Origin of the sequence: Bifidobacterium thermophilum, assembly GCF_002846655.1 — a bacterium.
Classification (GTDB): Bacteria; Actinomycetota; Actinomycetes; order Actinomycetales; family Bifidobacteriaceae; genus Bifidobacterium; species Bifidobacterium thermophilum.
This window is the reverse complement of the sequence record NZ_PCGX01000009.1, coordinates 111,561-128,995: the sequence shown is the minus strand read 5'-3', so window position 1 is coordinate 128,995 and position 17,435 is coordinate 111,561. Positions and strand designations below refer to the sequence as shown.

Genomic DNA, 17,435 nt, shown 5'->3' with positions numbered 1-17,435 from the left:
GGGAGACACCCTGCACGTCACATGGATCAATCCTTCAGTCGCGTCCACTATCCGGTCCCCAACCCACCACACCAGCCCCCACGGGCGTGATGGCCCGTGGGATGACAATTGAAGATTTGCGGCGGCCATGGCCCAGGGGAGACGCCCGGACCCATTCCGAACCCGGAAGCTAAGACCTGGCACGGCGATGGTACTGCACCCGGAAGGGTGTGGGAGAGTAGCACGCCGCCGCACCCAAACCTTGAAAGGGAGGGGACACCACACGTGCCCCCTCCCTTTTCACATACCCCGGACACACACGCAGGCGACCACCCACACCCGCACATGGAACAAACGGGCCAAGCCGGGACAACCCCATCACACACCCCGACCATGAACCGGCAAGTGAGGCACCACACACACGACAGGCACGGCATACGGGAACCAAAGATTATCGCCTTAGGCGATCCATTCCTTCGCGTATGCGGCGGCATACACAACCCAGGCGGAAGGCACCGGGCAACGATACAATCGCCTGGCATCCGCCGGCCCGCGCATGCCCGCGCATACACAACGACGCGTTACCGGCACACCGGGCCAGCCGGACGCCCGCTTCCGGCATACGGCGCATGCCCCGGCATACGCATTTGAAAAACCCCCGGCCCGCACGGCAAGCCCGGTTGCACCCCCCGCGGCCGGCAAGGACACGGGAAACACATCCGATGCCACGACACGCCCACGGCCACAACACCCGCAGGGATCATCAGCAAAACCCCCGGTTCCTATATGTCCGAGAAGCACCAAACTTTGAATACCGGGGACAGAAACTGTACAGAATGTTTGACAATCTGGTGATATGCGCCAGCAGCGTGACACGCAGAACAACACGCGTCACTGAAATTGCCACCTTCTATTAGACTGTTTATAGATATGTCCATACATCATGGCCTCGTGATCATCATGTGATTGCAAGGCCTACGGGATTCGTCCCACGGGAGAATACATGACGAGCAAGATCATCAAGGAATACACTGAGCCACTCACCACACCGATCAATGCGGATCGCAGCATCTTCACCATCCTTGAGGATCGTGCCGAGCGGACTCCGGAAGATACGCTGATTGAGTATCATGGCGCTGACGGCAGCTGGCAGCACTTCACCGCACTTGAATTCAAGGACAAAGTCGTTGCCTTGGCCAAAGGACTAATCGCACGCGGCATCATGCCAGGCGATTCTGTCGGCATCATCGCCCATACATCATGGCAATGGACTGCCCTTGATCTGGCCATCATGTCCATTGGCGCAGTCACCGTTCCGGTATACGAGACCAACTCTCCTGCACAAGTACGCATGATTTTCAACGATTCGCATGTGCGCATGGCTTTCGCCGAAGATGACGGTCAGCGTGACAAAATCGAGTCCGTCCGGCAGGAATGCCCTGAGCTGGGAGACGTCTATGTTATTGCGATTGATGCGCTCGACGCCATTGAGACTTTCGGCAAGGGCGTGTCCGACCGAGAGTTCTATGAACGTGCGCATGCTGTCAAGGGTGACGATCTCGCGACCATCGTCTATACGTCCGGTTCTACCGGTACTCCAAAGGGTATCGAACTGAGCCACAGAAATTTCGTATTCATCGTGATATCCGGCACCATCACCATGCCTGATGTCGTCACCAAGCCCGGTCGTCGTCTGTGGCTATTCCTTCCGCTAGCCCACGTCTTCGCGAGATACATGCAGTATGTGTGTTTCGCCGGGAATGTGACGCTCGGTCTGTCCAGCAATTTCAAGTCGATGCTCGCTGATTTCCATGCGTTCAAACCGACCTTCGTCCTTGCTGTACCGCGAGTCTTCGAGAAGATCTACAACGCCGCCTCCCAGAAAGCCGGCAAAGGCACAAAAGGGCGGATTTTCGCTCGTGCCACCAATATCGCACGTGCATGGTCCCGTGCCCAGCAGAGTGGTAGCATTCCGGTTTCTCTGCGGATTCAGCATGCCATCTACAACCAGCTCGTATACAAGCAGATCATGGACGTCTTCGGCGGACAATGCGAATACGCGGTGTGTGGCGGCGCCCCTCTGGACAGGTCCATCGCGCACTTCTTCAACGGCGTCGGTCTGCCACTGCTGGAAGGCTACGGTATGACTGAGACCTGCGCTCCTGCTTGCGTCAACCCGACGGTCGGCTATCGTATCGGCACATTGGGCAAGCCGTTCCAAGGAGTAAGTTTCGCAGTCGCCGATGATGACGAGCTGTGCATCAAGAGCCCGGCCGTCTGCATCGGCTACCATAACCATCCCGAAATCACCAAGAGCCAGATTGTCGACGGATGGCTGCATACCGGCGATTTGGGAGATATCAGCGAAGACGGGTACATCAAGGTCACCGGGCGCAAGAAAGATATCATCATTACCGCAGGCGGCAAGAACATGTCTCCGGGCGAGGTTGAAGCCAGCGTCATGACATCCCCTGTTGTCGATCAGTGTGTGGTGATCGGTGACCGCAAGCCGTTCATCGCGGCACTGGTGACGATTGATTTGGCCGACGCCAACGCGTGGCTTGAATCCCAAGGTGCCGAACCATGCAAGAACCTTGATGAAGCCAGTCGCAATCCGATTATCTACTCGGAGGTCGAGCGTGCGGTCAACAAGGCGAACGAGCTGGTATCAAGGGCTGAATCCATCAGGAAGTTCGAAATCCTGCCGGACACCTTCACCGAACAGAATGGTATGCTGACGGCGAGCCTCAAGGCGCGGCGCCAGGCGATTGTCGAGCACTACAAGGATCTGATTGATCATCAGATCTATGTGCCGCGTAAGAAATAACGCCAATCAGTAGCTCCAACGAGACGAGGCCGTCTGACGGGTTCCGACCGTCAGACGGCTTTCGACTTACTGCGGGGCGGAACTCCCCGGTGGCACCATGTGTTCCGTACCGAAACCGGGAAAGGAGGAGTATGAGCGAGCATTCAACCGTTCATGCTGCCCGAGGTGCACAACCAGAAGGCGCCAATACCGCAGATGGATTGGCACATTCCTCGGTTGCCGGTTCCGCAGCTGATGACCAGAGAATCGTTGCTCCGGTCGGCGTTGAGCACCGTGAAAGCGTGGATTCCGGTGTTTCCGACCGTTTGGCTGCATCCGACCGTCATATTGATTGTGCCGACAGCCGTACTGCCGGCCAAGTCACCGACCATATCGTCGAACACGATATTGACGGCGATTCTGCGTCCGCTTCCGGATTCGTCTCTCACGCCTCAACCGAATCAAGGCGCGACCGTATCCTAACGGCCCTGCGGTGGGCATGGCCAAACACGCTGCCTGTCTTGACCGGATACCTGTTCCTGGGTATCACGTATGGGGTGTTGATGACCACTCACGGATTCCCGTTCTGGCTCCCCATCGTTACGGCACTGGTGATATACACCGGTTCGATGGAATTCCTCCTCGTGGGGATCCTGTCATCGTCGTTCAACCCTTTGTCTGCGCTCCTGACAGCTGTGGTGGTCGGGGCGCGCCACCTGTTCTATGGGATCGCAATGCTTGGCAAATACCGGAATATGGGTTGGAAAAAGTCGTATCTCATTTTTACGACGAGCGATGAGACGTTCTCGGTGAATTATTCCGCCCGCATTCCGCGCGACCGGCACGTGGACCGCGGATGGTTCTACTTCTGGGTTTCCTTCCTCGACCAGATGTACTGGGTCGTGGGATCAGCGGCAGGCGCGGTGTTCGGCAGTCTCATCACTGTGGATATCAGCGGTCTTGATTTCGTGATGACGGCGATGTTCATGGTGATTTTCCTGCAGCAATGGTTCCAGGATGGCACATCGTTGTGCCACGTATTGACAAACCACGTCTGCGAACTCATCGGAGTCGTAGGCTCACTCTCCGCGTTGCTGGTGTTCGGTCCGGAACGCTTCATCATCCCCGCCATGGCCATCATTCTTGTACTGCTGCTCGCGATACGCCGTCCGTTGGAACGCGGCATGAAACCTAAGGAACAACAATGACTTGGCAACAGCAGCTGATCACGATACTCGTGGTGATTCTGGGTACGGTGTCCACACGGTTCACCCCATATCTCGTGTTTTCGGAAAACCGTCCGATACCGCCCATCGTCAAGTATCTGGGCAAAGTGCTGGCGCCTGCGGTGTTCGGGCTGCTGATTGTCTATTGCCTGAGGAAGGTGAGTGTCACCAGTGGCTCACACGGTTTGCCGGAACTCATCTCCTTGCTGGTCGTCACGGGATTATACGCGTGGAGACGTGACATGCTGACGCCGATGGTCGGGGGAACACTGTGCTATATGGTGCTCATCCACCTGTTGTAGTGCGGTATCGGCTGGGCATGTGCAATGCATGCAGCATTGTAGCTCCGCCCGGGTGCTGGCAGATTGATTTGCCGACGCTCGGGGCGGAACTATCTCTCGCGGCTGCTGCCGCGCTTACTGATTGTTGTTGTCCGCCGTTGTCGTATCCACGACAGTACGACGCGGATTCCGTATGATATCGACCAGACCCAGCACGCCGTTGATGAGCAACAACAATCCGACGATCCGCCATAGCATGTCGTTCGCGCCTCCGGGATGAATCATGATGGCCAATCCGACGACGAGCGCGACAATATCAAGGATGACCATGCCAAGCTGCTGGGAGGCACGGCCTTCTCGCAAGACAGGCACCAGATCCAATGCCGCGGACACCATGATGATGATGCCCAGCGCCACAAACACCAATGAGACGAACACGCCGGGCGAAATCAGGAATACTATACCGACCACAGCGCATACCGCACACGAGAACAGCGTCAGCGTTGACTCGTTGCCGGTTGTATCGTCGTCCGATTTGCGGGCTTTCAGACCGCTATAGCCGAGAAATACCGCGCACAGAATCAGCGCAACTCCCGTGAGCTGCACCAACAGCAGACTGGAATCCGGTTTGATGAGTAGCAACGCGCCGAGAATCATGTATAGTATCGGTCTGATCATTGGTGAATTCATGTTTGGCCGGTCCTTTCAACCACTTCGTCGATGAACGTTTCAGTCTGGTCATCCACCATGGTACTCGTCGGGGCGTCTATCCAAGTCGTGTCAGCACACGGTATCCGGTTATTTTTCTCGGCGTGTCGCCGGGATAGAATGGCCATACACCGACATTCCACGTGCAAGAGCCATGACCATGAGAAAGGCAAGCTGATGATCCTGACCACCACCCCCACCATCGAAGGCCACGCCATCGTCGAATACAAGCCCATCGTCTTTGGCGAAGTCGTCTCGGGCGTCAACGTCGTCAAAGACATATTCGCCGGAGCCAGGAACTTCTTCGGAGGCCGTTCTCAGTCGTACGAGGATGAACTCATGAAAGCGCGCGAGCAGGCGCTCAACGAGATGGCGCAACGCGCCCAACAGTATGGCGCGAACGCTGTAGTCGGCGTTGACATCGACTACGAGACTCTGGGCGAAGGCTCGAACATGCTGATGGTCACCGCGAGCGGCACGGCGGTCGTGGTCTCTTGATGCTGACGGCGCAGCGCAGCTCATCGCGTATCTTCGAAAGAAGATTCCGCTTTGCATCCGCGGGCTGCATGGCGGAATATGTTCACCGAGTGTGCCTGGCTGCAGTATTACGGACAACGCGGAGAAGATATCGGATGGCTCAATACCGACCTCAGCGCAAACACTAAACGTACAAACAAAAGGAAGGCTTGAAATGAGCGGGACTGAACCTACACTAACAGGAGCGACACCGGGGCACGGCAGGCGCGAATCGTCCGGTCGTGATGCTGTGCGCGGACATGATCTCAATCCCACCGGGAGCGAGACCCCGGCGATCAAGCTGTCCGGTGTCGAATTCCGCAGGCGAGGCAGGGTGATCCTCACTGATGTGAACCTGACCATCGCTCGAGGGGAGAAATGGGTGTTGTTTGGCCCGAACGGCATCGGAAAATCCACGCTCGTCAACATGATGAGCACCAGAGGATTCCCCTCGGAGGGAACGGTTGACATTCTCGGCAACAGGCTTGGCAAAGTCGATGTATTCTCATATCGCCCCCTGATTGGATTGAGCTCCGCGTCGCTCGCCAGGGAACTGCCCCCGCAGGAGGACCCATTGGACGCAGTCGTCACCGCGCTCACGGCCACCTTGGGCCGTTGGCGTGATACGTATACTCCCGAGGAGTATCAACAAGCGCGGCAGCTGATGGCCGAATTCAATATCTCCTATCTCGAGGGCAAGCAAATGTATCGCCTGTCTGAGGGGGAACGCACACGTGTACTCATCTGCCGTGCGCTGATGGCTGATCCTCAGCTGCTGATTCTCGACGAGCCGACAACAGGTCTTGATTTGGGTGGTCGTGAAATCGCGCTTCGCGCGCTCGCCAGAATCGGCAGGGAAGACAGAGACCGGACCGTGGTGCTTGTGACGCATCGGCTGGAAGAAATCCCCCAAGGGTTTGACCATGTCGCGATTATGGGCAGGCTTGAAGGCTCCGAGGCAGACGCTTACGAAACCAATGTCGCCGGGGGAGACCCGCAACCGGGCACCATCGTCTACGCAGGCGATCTTGAGCGCGGATTTACCTCTGAACGGCTCAGCGGCATATTCGGTTTGCAGCTCAACGTCACCCATGAGCACGACAGGTGGGGTGCCTACGCCATCTGATGCTGCATCGGATTCGCCATCCGGCCAGAGCTGGTTCGCGTGGAGACGATGATGGGCGATGATGACTGGAAACGATGACTCGTTCAAACGGGGAAGCGGGTACGCCGACGGGACTTCGCCGACGGCGATAGCATAGACACAAAGTAACGAACAGCGCGTAGTACGCGGGGAAAGGACAGTATGCCGAACCGAGGAGTGTTGCAGGCCGGCGAGAAGGTGCAATTCACCGACCGGAAAGGCAAGCGGATCACCGACCAGCTGACCGTAGGCGGTACGACCCAAACCGAACACGGCTTGATCATGCATGACCAGATCATTGGGCGAACCGAGGGGATTGTGGTCACGACTGTCAGAGCGAAACGTGAGGCACAGATCAACCAACAGCATCCCGAGCGTGATGAAGGCAAACCATGGAAGTCCGCGCGCGCGATCGGCGGGTGGGAGTACGCGGTGATGCGTCCGCGTCTGGCCGATTATGTGCTGTCCATGCCTAGGGGCGCGCAGATTATGTATCCGAAAGACATCGCGCAGGTCATCCAGTTGGGAGACATCAGGCGAGGCATGAGGGTTCTGGAGTCCGGTGCGGGGTCCGGGGCCATGAGTCTGAACCTGCTGGATGCCGTGGGGTGTGAAGGGTCGTTGACCACCATCGAAATGAGGCCGGAATTCGCGAAGGTCGCCCTCGGGAACGCCACCGTGTATTTCGGTGAGCGTCCTGGATGGTGGGATTTGCGCATTGGGGATTTTGACAGTGTCGCACGTGAACTGCCGGAGCATGCCTTCGACAGAATCGTGCTCGACATGCTTGATCCGTGGAATCGTCTGGAACAGGCGTATCGTGTCATCGCCCCCGGTGGGGTGCTTGTCGCCTACGTCACCACGACCACGCAGTTGAGTCGTATGGCCGAGTCCCTGCGGCAGACGGGGGTGTGGACCGAGCCGGACATCCAGGAAACACTGGAACGCAGCTGGAAGGCCCAAGGTTTGGCTGTCCGCCCGGATCATCAGATGATTGGGCATACCGGCTTCCTCGTCGTCACCCGTGCCATGGCCGAAGGATACCACGCATTGCATAAGCGGGATCGCGCCACGAAGGACACGACCACCGATGTCGACGAGTTGAGTGTGCAGCAACGTGCAGCGCAGCTCGAAGACTTGGAACTGCGCGATATCTCCGACAGAAAACTGCGCAAAGTTCTCCGCGATCTCGATGCGCAGGTCGCCAACATCTCCTCCGCACAATCAGGGCAGCAATCCGGTGCCGGCACATCCGCGGATGATACTTCCTCGGAGTTGGAATAAGGACAAACCAAGTCGAAAGAGGCAGGAAATGGCACAATCACTGAAGAACATCGCCAAGACAGCGGACCGATATCGGTATGTGCTGCTGGTGATGCGTCACGCGAAAACCGAACCGGCGAATCTGGCGGGGGACCGTGCCCGTGAGCTGACGGACAAAGGCCGAAAACAGGCGAAAAACGTAGCGCGTGGAATCCAGTCTCTCAGACTGGTTCCTGACCGAATCGCGTGCTCGGGGGCGGTCCGCGCCCAGCAGACGCTGGACCGGATGCTCAAGGTGTTCGGTGACGGACCGCAGGTAGATTATCGGCAGAGCCTGTATGAGGGCGGAGTCCAAGCGGTGTTCGACGAAATCGCGCGCACGCCGGATAAATACCACAAACTCATGGTCGTCGGCCATGAACCCACGGTATCCATCGCGTCCGAATGGATCGCATCGGAGTGTTCGGGGCAGTCGGTACTTGACCGGCTTCAGCTGGGGTTGTCCCCGGCATCGGTGGTGGTATTCGGATCCGATAAACCGTTCTCGAGCTGGCAGGTGCATGCGGCGGATTTGCTCGCAGTGCTCAATCCCAAGGATTTCAGCGACTGAGGCGTTCTGCTGCTAGGAATGAACAACGGCAAGTAATAGGTGCACCGGATAACGTGTGAGTGAGCATGAGGCGGCGTGGTCAGCTACGTTTGTAGTCATCTATGTCCGTGAGGATCGAGAACCATTTGCGTCGCATGGCAATAACTTATTCTTTGATATCAGGCCAAGTTTTTCATCTGACGGCCTTCGCAGCCTGATGCCGCCCAATCGGTTGATGGCAGCCGCTTTAGACGGCCGTGCGACGAGACCACATACCAACTGCCGAGACTGACGACAATCCGCAGAAAACTGCGCTTTATACGAGGTGTCCGCCTGTTTGGCGCCGAAGCCGACAGTGTTTGGAATTCCATGGATATAAGTCAGTCTTATAACGACACCCATAATCGGCTGATGACCTTGTTACGCGGATTTTTGATATGGTGAGCGCGTTGCAATAGATATCCGTTTCGATTTTGGAGGACAGCCATATGACAGCACTGACTTCTGTTTCCGGGTTCCCGCGCATCGGCAGCAACCGAGAGCTCAAGAAGGTCATCGAGGGGTATTGGAAAGGCGCCAAGACGCTCGAAGACGTGCGTGCCACTGCGAAGCAGCTGCGCGCCAACCATTGGAAGCTTCAGCAGGAAGCCGGCATCGACCTCATCCCCAGCAATGATTTCAGCTACTACGACCAGATGCTCGACACCGCGATTTTGCTGGGCGCTGTCCCTGCACGGTACCAGCGTCTGGGCTTCGAACAGCCTGAGGACACGCTGTTCGCCATCGGCCGCGGCTATCAGGGCGACAAGGGCGACGTGACCGCGCTGCCGATGAAGAAATGGTTCACCACGAACTACCACTACATCGTGCCGGAAATCGAAAGCTCCACGCAAATCCACCTTGCCAGCACCAAGCCCTTCGACGAATTCAACGAGGCGAAGGCGCTGGGCATCGTCACCAAGCCAGTGCTCATCGGCCCGTACACCTTCCTCAAGCTCGCACGCGACCCGCAGGCAGAAGAACTCGAATTCGACCGCGGCCTGATCAACGACATCGCCTCCGTCTACGCGCAGGTGCTCGGCAAGTTCGCCGAGCTTGGCGCCCAGTGGGTGCAGTTCGATGAGCCGTACCTTGTGCTCGACAAGGAAGACGGCGATGTCGAACTGTTCAAGAGTCTGTATTCCAAGATCCTGCCCGCACGCGAAGGCAAGGTCAAGCTGCTGCTCAACACGTACTTCGGTCACATCGCCGATATCTACGAAACCGTGAACCTGCTGGGCTTCGACGGCATCGGGCTTGACCTGATCGAAGGCAAGGACGAGAACCTCGCCGCCGTGGACAAGTACGGCGTCGCCGAGGGAACGACCGTCTTCGCAGGTGTCGTCAACGGGCGCAACATTTGGCGCAACAACTACGCCGTCAGCCTCGGTGTAATCGACGCGCTGCACACCAAGACCGACAACATCGCCGTGTCCACCGCATGCTCCCTGCTGCACGTGCCGTTCAGCACCGAAGGGGAGACCGGCCTCGAGCCGCAGGTGCTCAAGCATTTCGCATTCGCCGTGGAAAAGCTCGGCGAACTGCACGACATCGCTGTTCTCGCCGACCAGGATGATGCCGCACGCCGTGACGTCAAGGCGCTCGCCGACAATCAGGCGCTGTTCGACGGCACCCGCGTCACCCCGGACCAAGCGGTCGCCAAGCGTCTCGCCGCACTCACCGCAGACGATTTCGTCCGTCAGCCCGCCCGCGCGGAACGTCAGAAGCTGCAGCGTGAGGCACTCGGCCTGCCGCTGCTACCAACCACTACCATCGGTTCCTTCCCGCAAACCAAGGAAGTGCGCGCCGAACGCGCACGCCTGCGCAAGGGTGAAATCACCCGTGAACAGTACGACGAGTTCATCAAGCAGCAGATTGACGAATGCATCAAGCATCAGGAGCAGATCGGCCTCGACGTGCTCGTCCACGGCGAATTCGAACGCAACGACATGGTCGAATACTTCGGCCAGCACCTCAACGGCTTCCTGTTCACCAAGAACGCTTGGGTGCAGTCCTACGGCACCCGTTGCGTCAAGCCTCCAATCGTGTGGGGCGACGTCTCCCGCGCCGAGCCGATTACCGTCGCATGGAGCGCCTACGCGCAGTCGCGCACCAAGCATGTCATGAAGGGCATGCTCACCGGCCCGGTGACCATCCTCAACTGGTCCTGGCCGCGTGAGGACGTCAGCCATGAACTGCAGACCCAGCAGCTTGCGCTCGCCATCCGCGACGAAGTGCTCGACTTGGAGAAGGCCGGCATCAAGGTCATCCAGATTGATGAAGCCGCCCTGCGCGAGAAGCTGCCGCTGCGCAAGAGCGATTGGCACAAGAAGTACCTGGATTGGGCGATTCCTGCGTTCCGTCTCGTGCATTCCGCTGTGAAGCCCACCACGCAGATCCACACGCATATGTGCTATTCGGAGTTCAACGACATCATCCGCGATATCGACGCGATGGACGCGGACGTCATCTCCTTCGAGGCCTCCCGTGGCGATTTGGTCGTGCTTGACGCGATCCATGACGCGAACTTCGAGACCGAGGCCGGCCCCGGCGTGTATGACATCCACTCGCCGCGCATCCCGAGCGAAGCGGAGATTGAGCATCGCATCGACGAGATCCTCGCCAAGATGGACGTCAACAAGGTGTGGATCAATCCCGACTGCGGTCTGAAGACCCGTGGCAACGCGGAAACCTGGCCGAGCCTGGAGCATATGGTCGCCGCCGCCAAGGCGGTGCGCGCACGACTGGGGAAGTGACATGCACCAGCCGATGTTCTCCATCGAGGTGTTCCCACCCAAACGCAACGCGCCGGTGGGAACCATCTACGACACGCTCGACGGGCTGCAAGGCCTCAACCCCGACTTCATTTCGGTGACCTACGGAACCGGCAAGTCGTCTGACCGGACAGCGACTGCGCGCATCGCGAACACCATCCGCAAGGAGTATGACATTCCTGCCGTCGCCCACCTGACCGCGCAGTACACCACGCGGGAGCAGGTCGACGAGGCACTTGACATGTTCAGGCAAGCGGGGGTGTCCGCGGTGCTCGCGCTGCGCGGCGACCCGGTGCCCGATCGCGAACCCGCGGGGGCGTTCGAACATGCCAGCGATCTGGTCGCATACATTCGCGAGCATGACCCGGATATGACGATTTTCGGGGCATGCTACCCAGAGTGTCATCCGCAAGCGAGCGACCTTGACGAGGACATACGCAATCTCAAAATCAAGGTTGACGCGGGCGCAAGCCACCTGATTTCCCAGTTGTTCTACGACAACGCGGACTTCTACCACTTCCTTGACAAGGCGCGTGCCGCAGGCATCGATGTGCCAATCGAGGCGGGTATCATGCCGGTGACCAATGCCAAGCAGATTAGGCGCATGGTGCGCATGTGCTCGTCACGTGTGCCGCTGCCCCTGGAATCCCTGCTTGACAAGTGGAGTGACGACCCGAAGACACTCAAACAGGCGGGTATTATCTACGCGTCGAACCAGATCGCCGACCTTGTTGCCCACGGTGTCGACGGAGTGCACCTGTACTCGATGAACAAGCCGGCTGTCACCAGGCAGATCTGGCACAACATCGAGGACCTGTTCTCGCCCGGGCAAACGGGCACAGACTTCGCCTGAGTAATCTATTGCAACAAGCCGGCGGACGGGCGCACCATTGCGGTGTGACTGTCCGCCGGCTTCTTATGTGGCGGGCGGGATTGATTCCGACGAAGAGCTCTGTGGTGGTGGATGAGTGTGGTATTCGCCCGCAGTGCGACTGCCTGGTTGCAGCGGCGGCGGTTATGCGTGAGCGCAGAGGTCTGCGGTGTTGAATCGGCCTGTGGTGTGACTGCTCGGTTACATTGTGTGGGGAGATAGACGTGGACTATGGCTGTTGCATCACGGTATCGGCCTGTGGCGCGACCGTCCGGTCGCATGCGGCGGCGATAGGTGGGGATTGAATCAACACAACACTTGGTATCTGTCCGTGGTGCGATCAACAGGTCACACGGCGGGCCGTAATCAAGTTGCCGTCATATCAGGCCCGTATTCCCCGCATCGGCGGGATTCGGCGGCATCGGCGGTATATTGGAACTATGGATTCATCACCGGCATTTCCTTTCAGCACCCGTGATCTCATCCATATCGGATTCCAACGGTTGGACGAGGCGCGATCGGCTTTTTCGACACTTAACGAGTACGGCATCGGCGCCGACCATATCCGCCCGATCGCCGACGCATTGGCGAGCGCCCTCGACCCGGACACCGCAATCGACAATCTCATCGGCATACTCGACGGCCTGCCGCAGGACGATGACAGCGTGCGTCGCATCCTCGAAGACGCCACCGCCGCGCGTAGGCTCATCGCCGTGCTCGGGGCGAGCGACAAACTGGGTAAACTCATGCGCACCCGAGCCGACCTTGTCCGCGCCGCGGCCTTAGACCCCTGCCATAGTTGCGACTATAACCGTCCGCAACGGTTCGCCAAGCTCCTCGACGCGGTACAAGCCAAAACATTGGAACTTACCGACACACAGGAGGATGGCCAGACACATCTGGCGTACGAATCATCCCTGCCGTTGCCGGAGGCCACCGACCGCCTGCGTGCCGCCTACCGCCGCCAGCTTGCCGCGATCGTCGCCGTTGACGCCACCGCCGAACAGCCGTGTGACATTCAGCCGCGAATCAGTAAAGCGCTGTCGGACCTCGCGGATGCCGCGCTCGAGGCGGCGCTCGCCATCGCCCGTCATGAGACCCCGGACAGTGCACGATGCCGGTTCAGCGTTATCGGCATGGGCAAACTCGGCGCTCAGGAATTGAACTACGTTTCCGATGTAGATCTAATTTACGTGGTTGAACCCACCGACGCTGACACCGGTACGACCACGCTCACCCGCATCGGCACCAGAATGGGCACTATGCTGCAACGCGTCTGCCAATCCGTCATCATGGGTTCCAGCGAACCTCCATTATGGCAGATTGACGGCGGGCTTCGGCCTGAAGGCAAGGATGGCCCGCTGGTCCGCCGGCTCGAATCGCATCGCAGCTACTACGAGCAGTGGGCGCAGAACTGGGAATTCCAGGCGCTGCTCAAAGCCCGGCCGGCCGCAGGCGACAGCGAACTGTCACAAACCTACTTGGAGATGACCCGGCCGTTCGTCTGGTCCGCTTCGAAACGCGACAATTTCGTCCAGGACTGCCAGCAGATGCGCCAGCGCGTCGAACGGCTTATCCCCGACAATCTCAAAGACCGTGAAATCAAACTTGGCCGGGGCGGCTTGCGGGACGTTGAATTCACCGTGCAGATGCTCCAGCTCGTCCACGGGCGCTCCGACACCACACTACGTAAACGTGGCACGCTGGACGCACTCAAGGCGCTCGCCGACGGCGGATACGTCTCGCGTAAGCAGGCGACGCTATTGGCGCAGGATTACCGGTTCGAACGCGTGCTCGAACACCGCCAGCAGATGTGGGAACTCAAGCGCACCCACCTGTTCCCGGACCTCGGAACCGGCAATATCGGCGGCCTAGAACGCAAACGGGACGTCGACATCGACGCGCTTAGCCACAATGAGGAACTCCGCCGGCTCGCGCGTACCTTCGGCCTGCATCCCGAGGAGCTCGTAGAACGCTACGACGAGACGCGGCGCGAAGTCAGGCGTCTGCACCTAGACATCTATTACCGACCGATGCTGCCGATCAGCGCGCGCATGGATGACGACCAGATCACCCTGTCCGACCAGGCGACCCGCGAACGGTTCGAATCCATCGGTTTCGCCGACCCCGACGCCGCCATGCGCCACGTCAAGGCGTTGACCGACGGCCTGTCACGCGCCGCGCGCATCAACCGCATCCTCCTGCCTGCCGTCCTCCAGTGGCTCGGGCAAGGGCAGAACCCGGATATGGGTCTGCTCAACTGGAGACGATTGGAAGAGCATTTCGGCGAAGACAGCGACTATCTCGGCTTCCTGCGCGACTCCCAATCCGCAGCGCAACGGCTGTGCCACGTCCTGTCCAACTCGCGTTTCCTGGGCGACGCGCTCAACCGTTCGGTCGAATCCGTGACCTGGCTGGGCGACGATGACGAACTCAGGCCTCGCACCCGAGCCAGCCTCGACGTGCAATGCGACGGCATCATCACCCGCAACCGGTCGAGCCTCAAAGACGCAGCCACGCTGTTGCGCGCCATGAGACGGCACGAGATCGAACGCATCGGATTGGGCTGGATGAGCGGTGTCATCGACGAAGACACCACCCTCACCGGCATGACCGACGTGTATGACGCGATCATCGATGCGGCCTTGCGCTGGGCGTTGGAACACCGCCGTACCATGATGGGTCTGGACGCATATCCGGCGGATATCGCCGTCATCGGCATGGGACGCTACGGCGGCAGGGAAATCAACTTCAGCTCCGACGCCGACGCGATTCTCATCTACCGAGCCAACGGCACGGGAGATACCGGACAGGGAACGCCGGACGAGGCACTCGCCGCCTCCTACGCCAGACAGGTCACTGATGACGTGCGTTCCCTGCTGCAAGGCCCGTGCACGTTGGAGCCACGCATCGACCTTGACCTCGACTTGCGGCCAGAAGGCAAGAACGGCCCGCTCATCCGCTCGTACGCCTCATGCGAGGAATACTACGGGTCCTGGGCGAGTACTTGGGAAAGCCAGGCGCTGATCCGTGCGCGGTATGCGGCGGGGGACGGCACGCTCGCCCATGATTTCCTTGACAATATCGCCAATCCGCTGCGCTATCCGACGGCACCGCTCAACGGGCAGCAGATCGGTGAAATCCGCAAGCTCAAAGCCCGTATGGAAGCTGAACGGCTGCCCAGGGGCGTGCGCCGCGACCGGCACCTTAAACTCGGCAAGGGCGGACTGTCCGACGTGGAATGGACCGTGCAGCTGCTGCAACTGGAGCATGCCGGAACCTGTCCCGAGTTGCGCACCGGCTCCACGATGGACGCGCTTGACGCGCTCGAAACCCAAGACATGCTCGGACGCAAGGACGCGGACACGCTGCGTCGCGCATGGCGGATCTGCACCGCGGCCCGCAACGGCAACTACCTGTGGTCCGGACGTGCCGCGCGCGCGGACATCCTGCCTGACGACCTCGATTCGCTCGGTGGAATGGCCGTATATCTCGGGTATGGGGCCAATCGCGGCCAGCAATTTGAAAACGACATCCTCGCCTTGATGCGCCAATGCCGTGAGGTCGTGGAACGTCTGTTCTACGGGCAGCAGTAAGCTCCTGGCAGGCTTGGGGCAAGCTGACGCGACCGGTCCCGGCGAACCCGCGGTGACTCCGTGGCGCGGGCCAACCCGCGCCGAACGCGAGTGTGCCGCGAGCTTGGCCGCAAGCCGCCGGCATGTCCCTGAATCGTCCTACAGTTGGCTAGGTCACATAAGGTGGCCACCTCTCAACAGGAAGGTGAGCCTTGTCTGAACTCAACACCCAGTTGCCGGCAAACGGCGTTCCTCAAGAAACCGCATCGTCCATGGTCGGCAAAAGCGTGGTCACGCTTGACGATCTGACGACATCCCAGATTGTCGATTTGCTCCATAAAGCGCAGTACATCGAAACGCATCGTCATGAGGTGGCGCATACCTGCGACGGCAGGGTGCTGGCCACCCTTTTTTATGAGCCCAGCACGCGCACGCGTCTGAGCTTCGAAACGGCGATGCTCCGGCTCGGCGGCCATGTGATTGGTTTCGCCGGCGCCCAATTGTCCTCCGTGACCAAGGGCGAATCCATCGCCGACACCGTGAAAACCGTGTCCAATCTCGTCGACGTCATCGCGATGCGTCACCCCAAGGAAGGCGCTGCGCTCGTGGCGGCCCGCGCGGCCAAGGACTTCGGCATCCCCGTCATCAACGCTGGTGACGGCGGGCACATGCACCCCACCCAGACGCTCGCCGACCTTGCGACTATCACCTCGCGTTATGGCAGAATTACCGGGCTGACCATCGGCCTGTGCGGCGACCTGACCTTCGGACGGACCGTGCATTCGCTTGTCGAGACCCTGTGCCGTTTCGGCAATGTGAACTTCGTGCTCATTAGTCCTGACGAACTGAAAATGCCGCGGTACGTGATTGACCGCATCAAACGCGCGCCCTCCTGCACCTACACCGAGGTGCGTGACCTCGCCGGCGTGATCGGCGATTTGGACGTGCTGTACATGACGCGCGTACAGAAGGAACGCTTCTTCAACGAGGACGATTACCTGCGCCTGCGCGACACCTACATTCTTGATGAGGCGAAGCTCCAGCTCGCCAAGCCTGATATGGCGGTACTCCACCCGTTGCCGCGAGTCAACGAGATTTCCGTGGACGTCGACCACGACCCGCGCGCCGCCTACTTCGAGCAGGTACACAACGGCATGCTCATGCGCATGGCCTTGGAAAGCTCGGTGGTCGGCGACACGCTGCCCGGGTATGAGGAATGGAAGAACGAGGAGGTCCACGCCTGATGGAAGTCACCAGCATCCGCAACGGCATCATCATCGACCACGTGCCCGCGGGCACCGCGCTCAAAGTGCTGCAATATCTCAAAATCGACCCGACCAGCACGAAGCTCGCGCTCATCATGAACACGGACAGCCGCCAGTACGGTTCGAAGGACATCATCAAGATCGAAGACGCGGGGGATTTGAACCTCGACGTGCTTGGCTTCATTGCGCGCCAGGCGACCATCGACATCGTGCGCGGCGGCAAGATCGTGCGCAAGGAGAGGCCGAATCTGCCTGAACACATGGTCAACGTCATCAAATGCAAGAATCCGCGGTGCGTGACCACCACGGAACGCGGGATCGACCAGATGTTCCATCTGGTGCACTCGGAACGCCAGGAATACCGTTGCGACTATTGCGACGAGGAAGCCAAGCTCTGAG

13 protein-coding genes and 1 rRNA gene are annotated in these 17,435 nt (G+C 59.3%); 13 read left to right on the top strand and 1 reads right to left on the bottom strand.

Annotated elements, in window-relative coordinates:
• Positions 1–117: 117 nt before the first annotated feature.
• The 4 genes from rrf (at position 118) to CQR48_RS05540 (ending at position 4,313) form a co-directional block, all read left to right on the top strand.
• A 5S ribosomal RNA gene (gene rrf / locus CQR48_RS05555) occupies positions 118–234 on the top strand.
• Between the two features lie 748 nt (positions 235–982).
• On the top strand, positions 983–2,806 hold the full coding sequence (locus CQR48_RS05550; RefSeq protein WP_101452294.1) for an AMP-dependent synthetase/ligase: 1,824 nt from the start codon (positions 983–985) through the stop codon (positions 2,804–2,806).
• Positions 2,807–2,937: 131 nt separating this feature from the next.
• Positions 2,938–3,993, top strand: a complete 1,056-nt coding sequence (locus CQR48_RS05545; protein ID WP_101452293.1) for an AzlC family ABC transporter permease — start codon at positions 2,938–2,940, stop codon at positions 3,991–3,993.
• Positions 3,990–4,313, top strand: a complete 324-nt coding sequence (locus CQR48_RS05540; RefSeq protein WP_101452292.1) for a branched-chain amino acid transporter permease — start codon at positions 3,990–3,992, stop codon at positions 4,311–4,313. Before CQR48_RS05545 ends, CQR48_RS05540 begins: the two co-directional genes overlap by 4 nt.
• 114 nt (positions 4,314–4,427) lie before the next feature.
• Here the strand turns inward: CQR48_RS05540 and CQR48_RS05535 are convergent, their stop codons facing one another.
• A complete protein-coding gene (locus CQR48_RS05535) occupies positions 4,428–4,982 on the bottom strand; it encodes an HdeD family acid-resistance protein (RefSeq protein ID WP_101452291.1) in 555 nt (184 codons plus the stop codon).
• A gap of 192 nt (positions 4,983–5,174) precedes the next feature.
• Here CQR48_RS05535 and CQR48_RS05530 point away from each other — a divergent pair, with 192 nt between their 5' ends.
• The 9 genes from CQR48_RS05530 to CQR48_RS05490 all read left to right on the top strand — a co-directional run bounded on the left by CQR48_RS05530 (position 5,175) and on the right by CQR48_RS05490 (position 17,434).
• A complete protein-coding gene (locus CQR48_RS05530) occupies positions 5,175–5,498 on the top strand; it encodes a putative heavy metal-binding protein (RefSeq protein WP_197017472.1) in 324 nt (107 codons plus the stop codon).
• 193 nt (positions 5,499–5,691) lie between these two features.
• A complete protein-coding gene (locus CQR48_RS05525; protein WP_015450626.1) occupies positions 5,692–6,642 on the top strand; it encodes an ABC transporter ATP-binding protein in 951 nt (316 codons plus the stop codon).
• A 180-nt stretch (positions 6,643–6,822) separates the two neighbouring features.
• Positions 6,823–7,944, top strand: coding sequence for a tRNA (adenine-N1)-methyltransferase (locus tag CQR48_RS05520; protein WP_101452290.1), 1,122 nt, complete (start codon positions 6,823–6,825; stop codon positions 7,942–7,944).
• Between the two features lie 28 nt (positions 7,945–7,972).
• Positions 7,973–8,533 (top strand): SixA phosphatase family protein, encoded by a 561-nt coding sequence (locus CQR48_RS05515; RefSeq protein ID WP_101452289.1) that lies wholly within the window; start codon positions 7,973–7,975, stop codon positions 8,531–8,533.
• A 467-nt stretch (positions 8,534–9,000) separates the two neighbouring features.
• Positions 9,001–11,307 (top strand): 5-methyltetrahydropteroyltriglutamate--homocysteine S-methyltransferase, encoded by a 2,307-nt coding sequence (gene metE / locus CQR48_RS05510; RefSeq protein WP_101452288.1) that lies wholly within the window; start codon positions 9,001–9,003, stop codon positions 11,305–11,307.
• A 1-nt stretch (position 11,308) separates the two neighbouring features.
• Entirely contained in the window at positions 11,309–12,178 is an 870-nt protein-coding gene (gene metF, locus CQR48_RS05505; RefSeq protein ID WP_033492478.1) for a methylenetetrahydrofolate reductase [NAD(P)H], read from the top strand.
• A gap of 458 nt (positions 12,179–12,636) precedes the next feature.
• Positions 12,637–15,792: a bifunctional [glutamine synthetase] adenylyltransferase/[glutamine synthetase]-adenylyl-L-tyrosine phosphorylase gene (locus tag CQR48_RS05500; RefSeq protein WP_015450620.1), complete on the top strand. Its 3,156-nt coding sequence runs from the start codon at positions 12,637–12,639 to the stop codon at positions 15,790–15,792.
• A 251-nt stretch (positions 15,793–16,043) separates the two neighbouring features.
• On the top strand, positions 16,044–17,015 hold the full coding sequence (gene pyrB, locus CQR48_RS05495; RefSeq protein ID WP_029576693.1) for an aspartate carbamoyltransferase: 972 nt from the start codon (positions 16,044–16,046) through the stop codon (positions 17,013–17,015).
• Positions 17,015–17,434 (top strand): aspartate carbamoyltransferase regulatory subunit, encoded by a 420-nt coding sequence (locus CQR48_RS05490; RefSeq protein WP_015450618.1) that lies wholly within the window; start codon positions 17,015–17,017, stop codon positions 17,432–17,434. The genes pyrB and CQR48_RS05490 overlap by 1 nt, the downstream gene beginning before the upstream one ends.
• The last annotated feature ends 1 nt before the right edge of the window (position 17,435 follow it).

Bases quoted from the DNA above. Each gene is read 5' to 3' on its own strand.
- CQR48_RS05550 (WP_101452294.1), top strand. From the start codon at position 983: ATGACGAGCAAGATCATCAAGGAATACACTGAGCCACTCACCACACCG.
- CQR48_RS05545 (WP_101452293.1), top strand. From the start codon at position 2,938: ATGAGCGAGCATTCAACCGTTCATGCTGCCCGAGGTGCACAACCAGAA.
- CQR48_RS05540 (WP_101452292.1), top strand. From the start codon at position 3,990: ATGACTTGGCAACAGCAGCTGATCACGATACTCGTGGTGATTCTGGGT.
- CQR48_RS05535 (WP_101452291.1), bottom strand. From the start codon at position 4,982: ATGAATTCACCAATGATCAGACCGATACTATACATGATTCTCGGCGCG.
- CQR48_RS05525 (WP_015450626.1), top strand. From the start codon at position 5,692: ATGAGCGGGACTGAACCTACACTAACAGGAGCGACACCGGGGCACGGC.
- CQR48_RS05520 (WP_101452290.1), top strand. From the start codon at position 6,823: ATGCCGAACCGAGGAGTGTTGCAGGCCGGCGAGAAGGTGCAATTCACC.
- CQR48_RS05515 (WP_101452289.1), top strand. From the start codon at position 7,973: ATGGCACAATCACTGAAGAACATCGCCAAGACAGCGGACCGATATCGG.
- metE (WP_101452288.1), top strand. From the start codon at position 9,001: ATGACAGCACTGACTTCTGTTTCCGGGTTCCCGCGCATCGGCAGCAAC.
- metF (WP_033492478.1), top strand. From the start codon at position 11,309: ATGCACCAGCCGATGTTCTCCATCGAGGTGTTCCCACCCAAACGCAAC.
- CQR48_RS05500 (WP_015450620.1), top strand. From the start codon at position 12,637: ATGGATTCATCACCGGCATTTCCTTTCAGCACCCGTGATCTCATCCAT.
- pyrB (WP_029576693.1), top strand. From the start codon at position 16,044: ATGGTCGGCAAAAGCGTGGTCACGCTTGACGATCTGACGACATCCCAG.
- CQR48_RS05490 (WP_015450618.1), top strand. From the start codon at position 17,015: ATGGAAGTCACCAGCATCCGCAACGGCATCATCATCGACCACGTGCCC.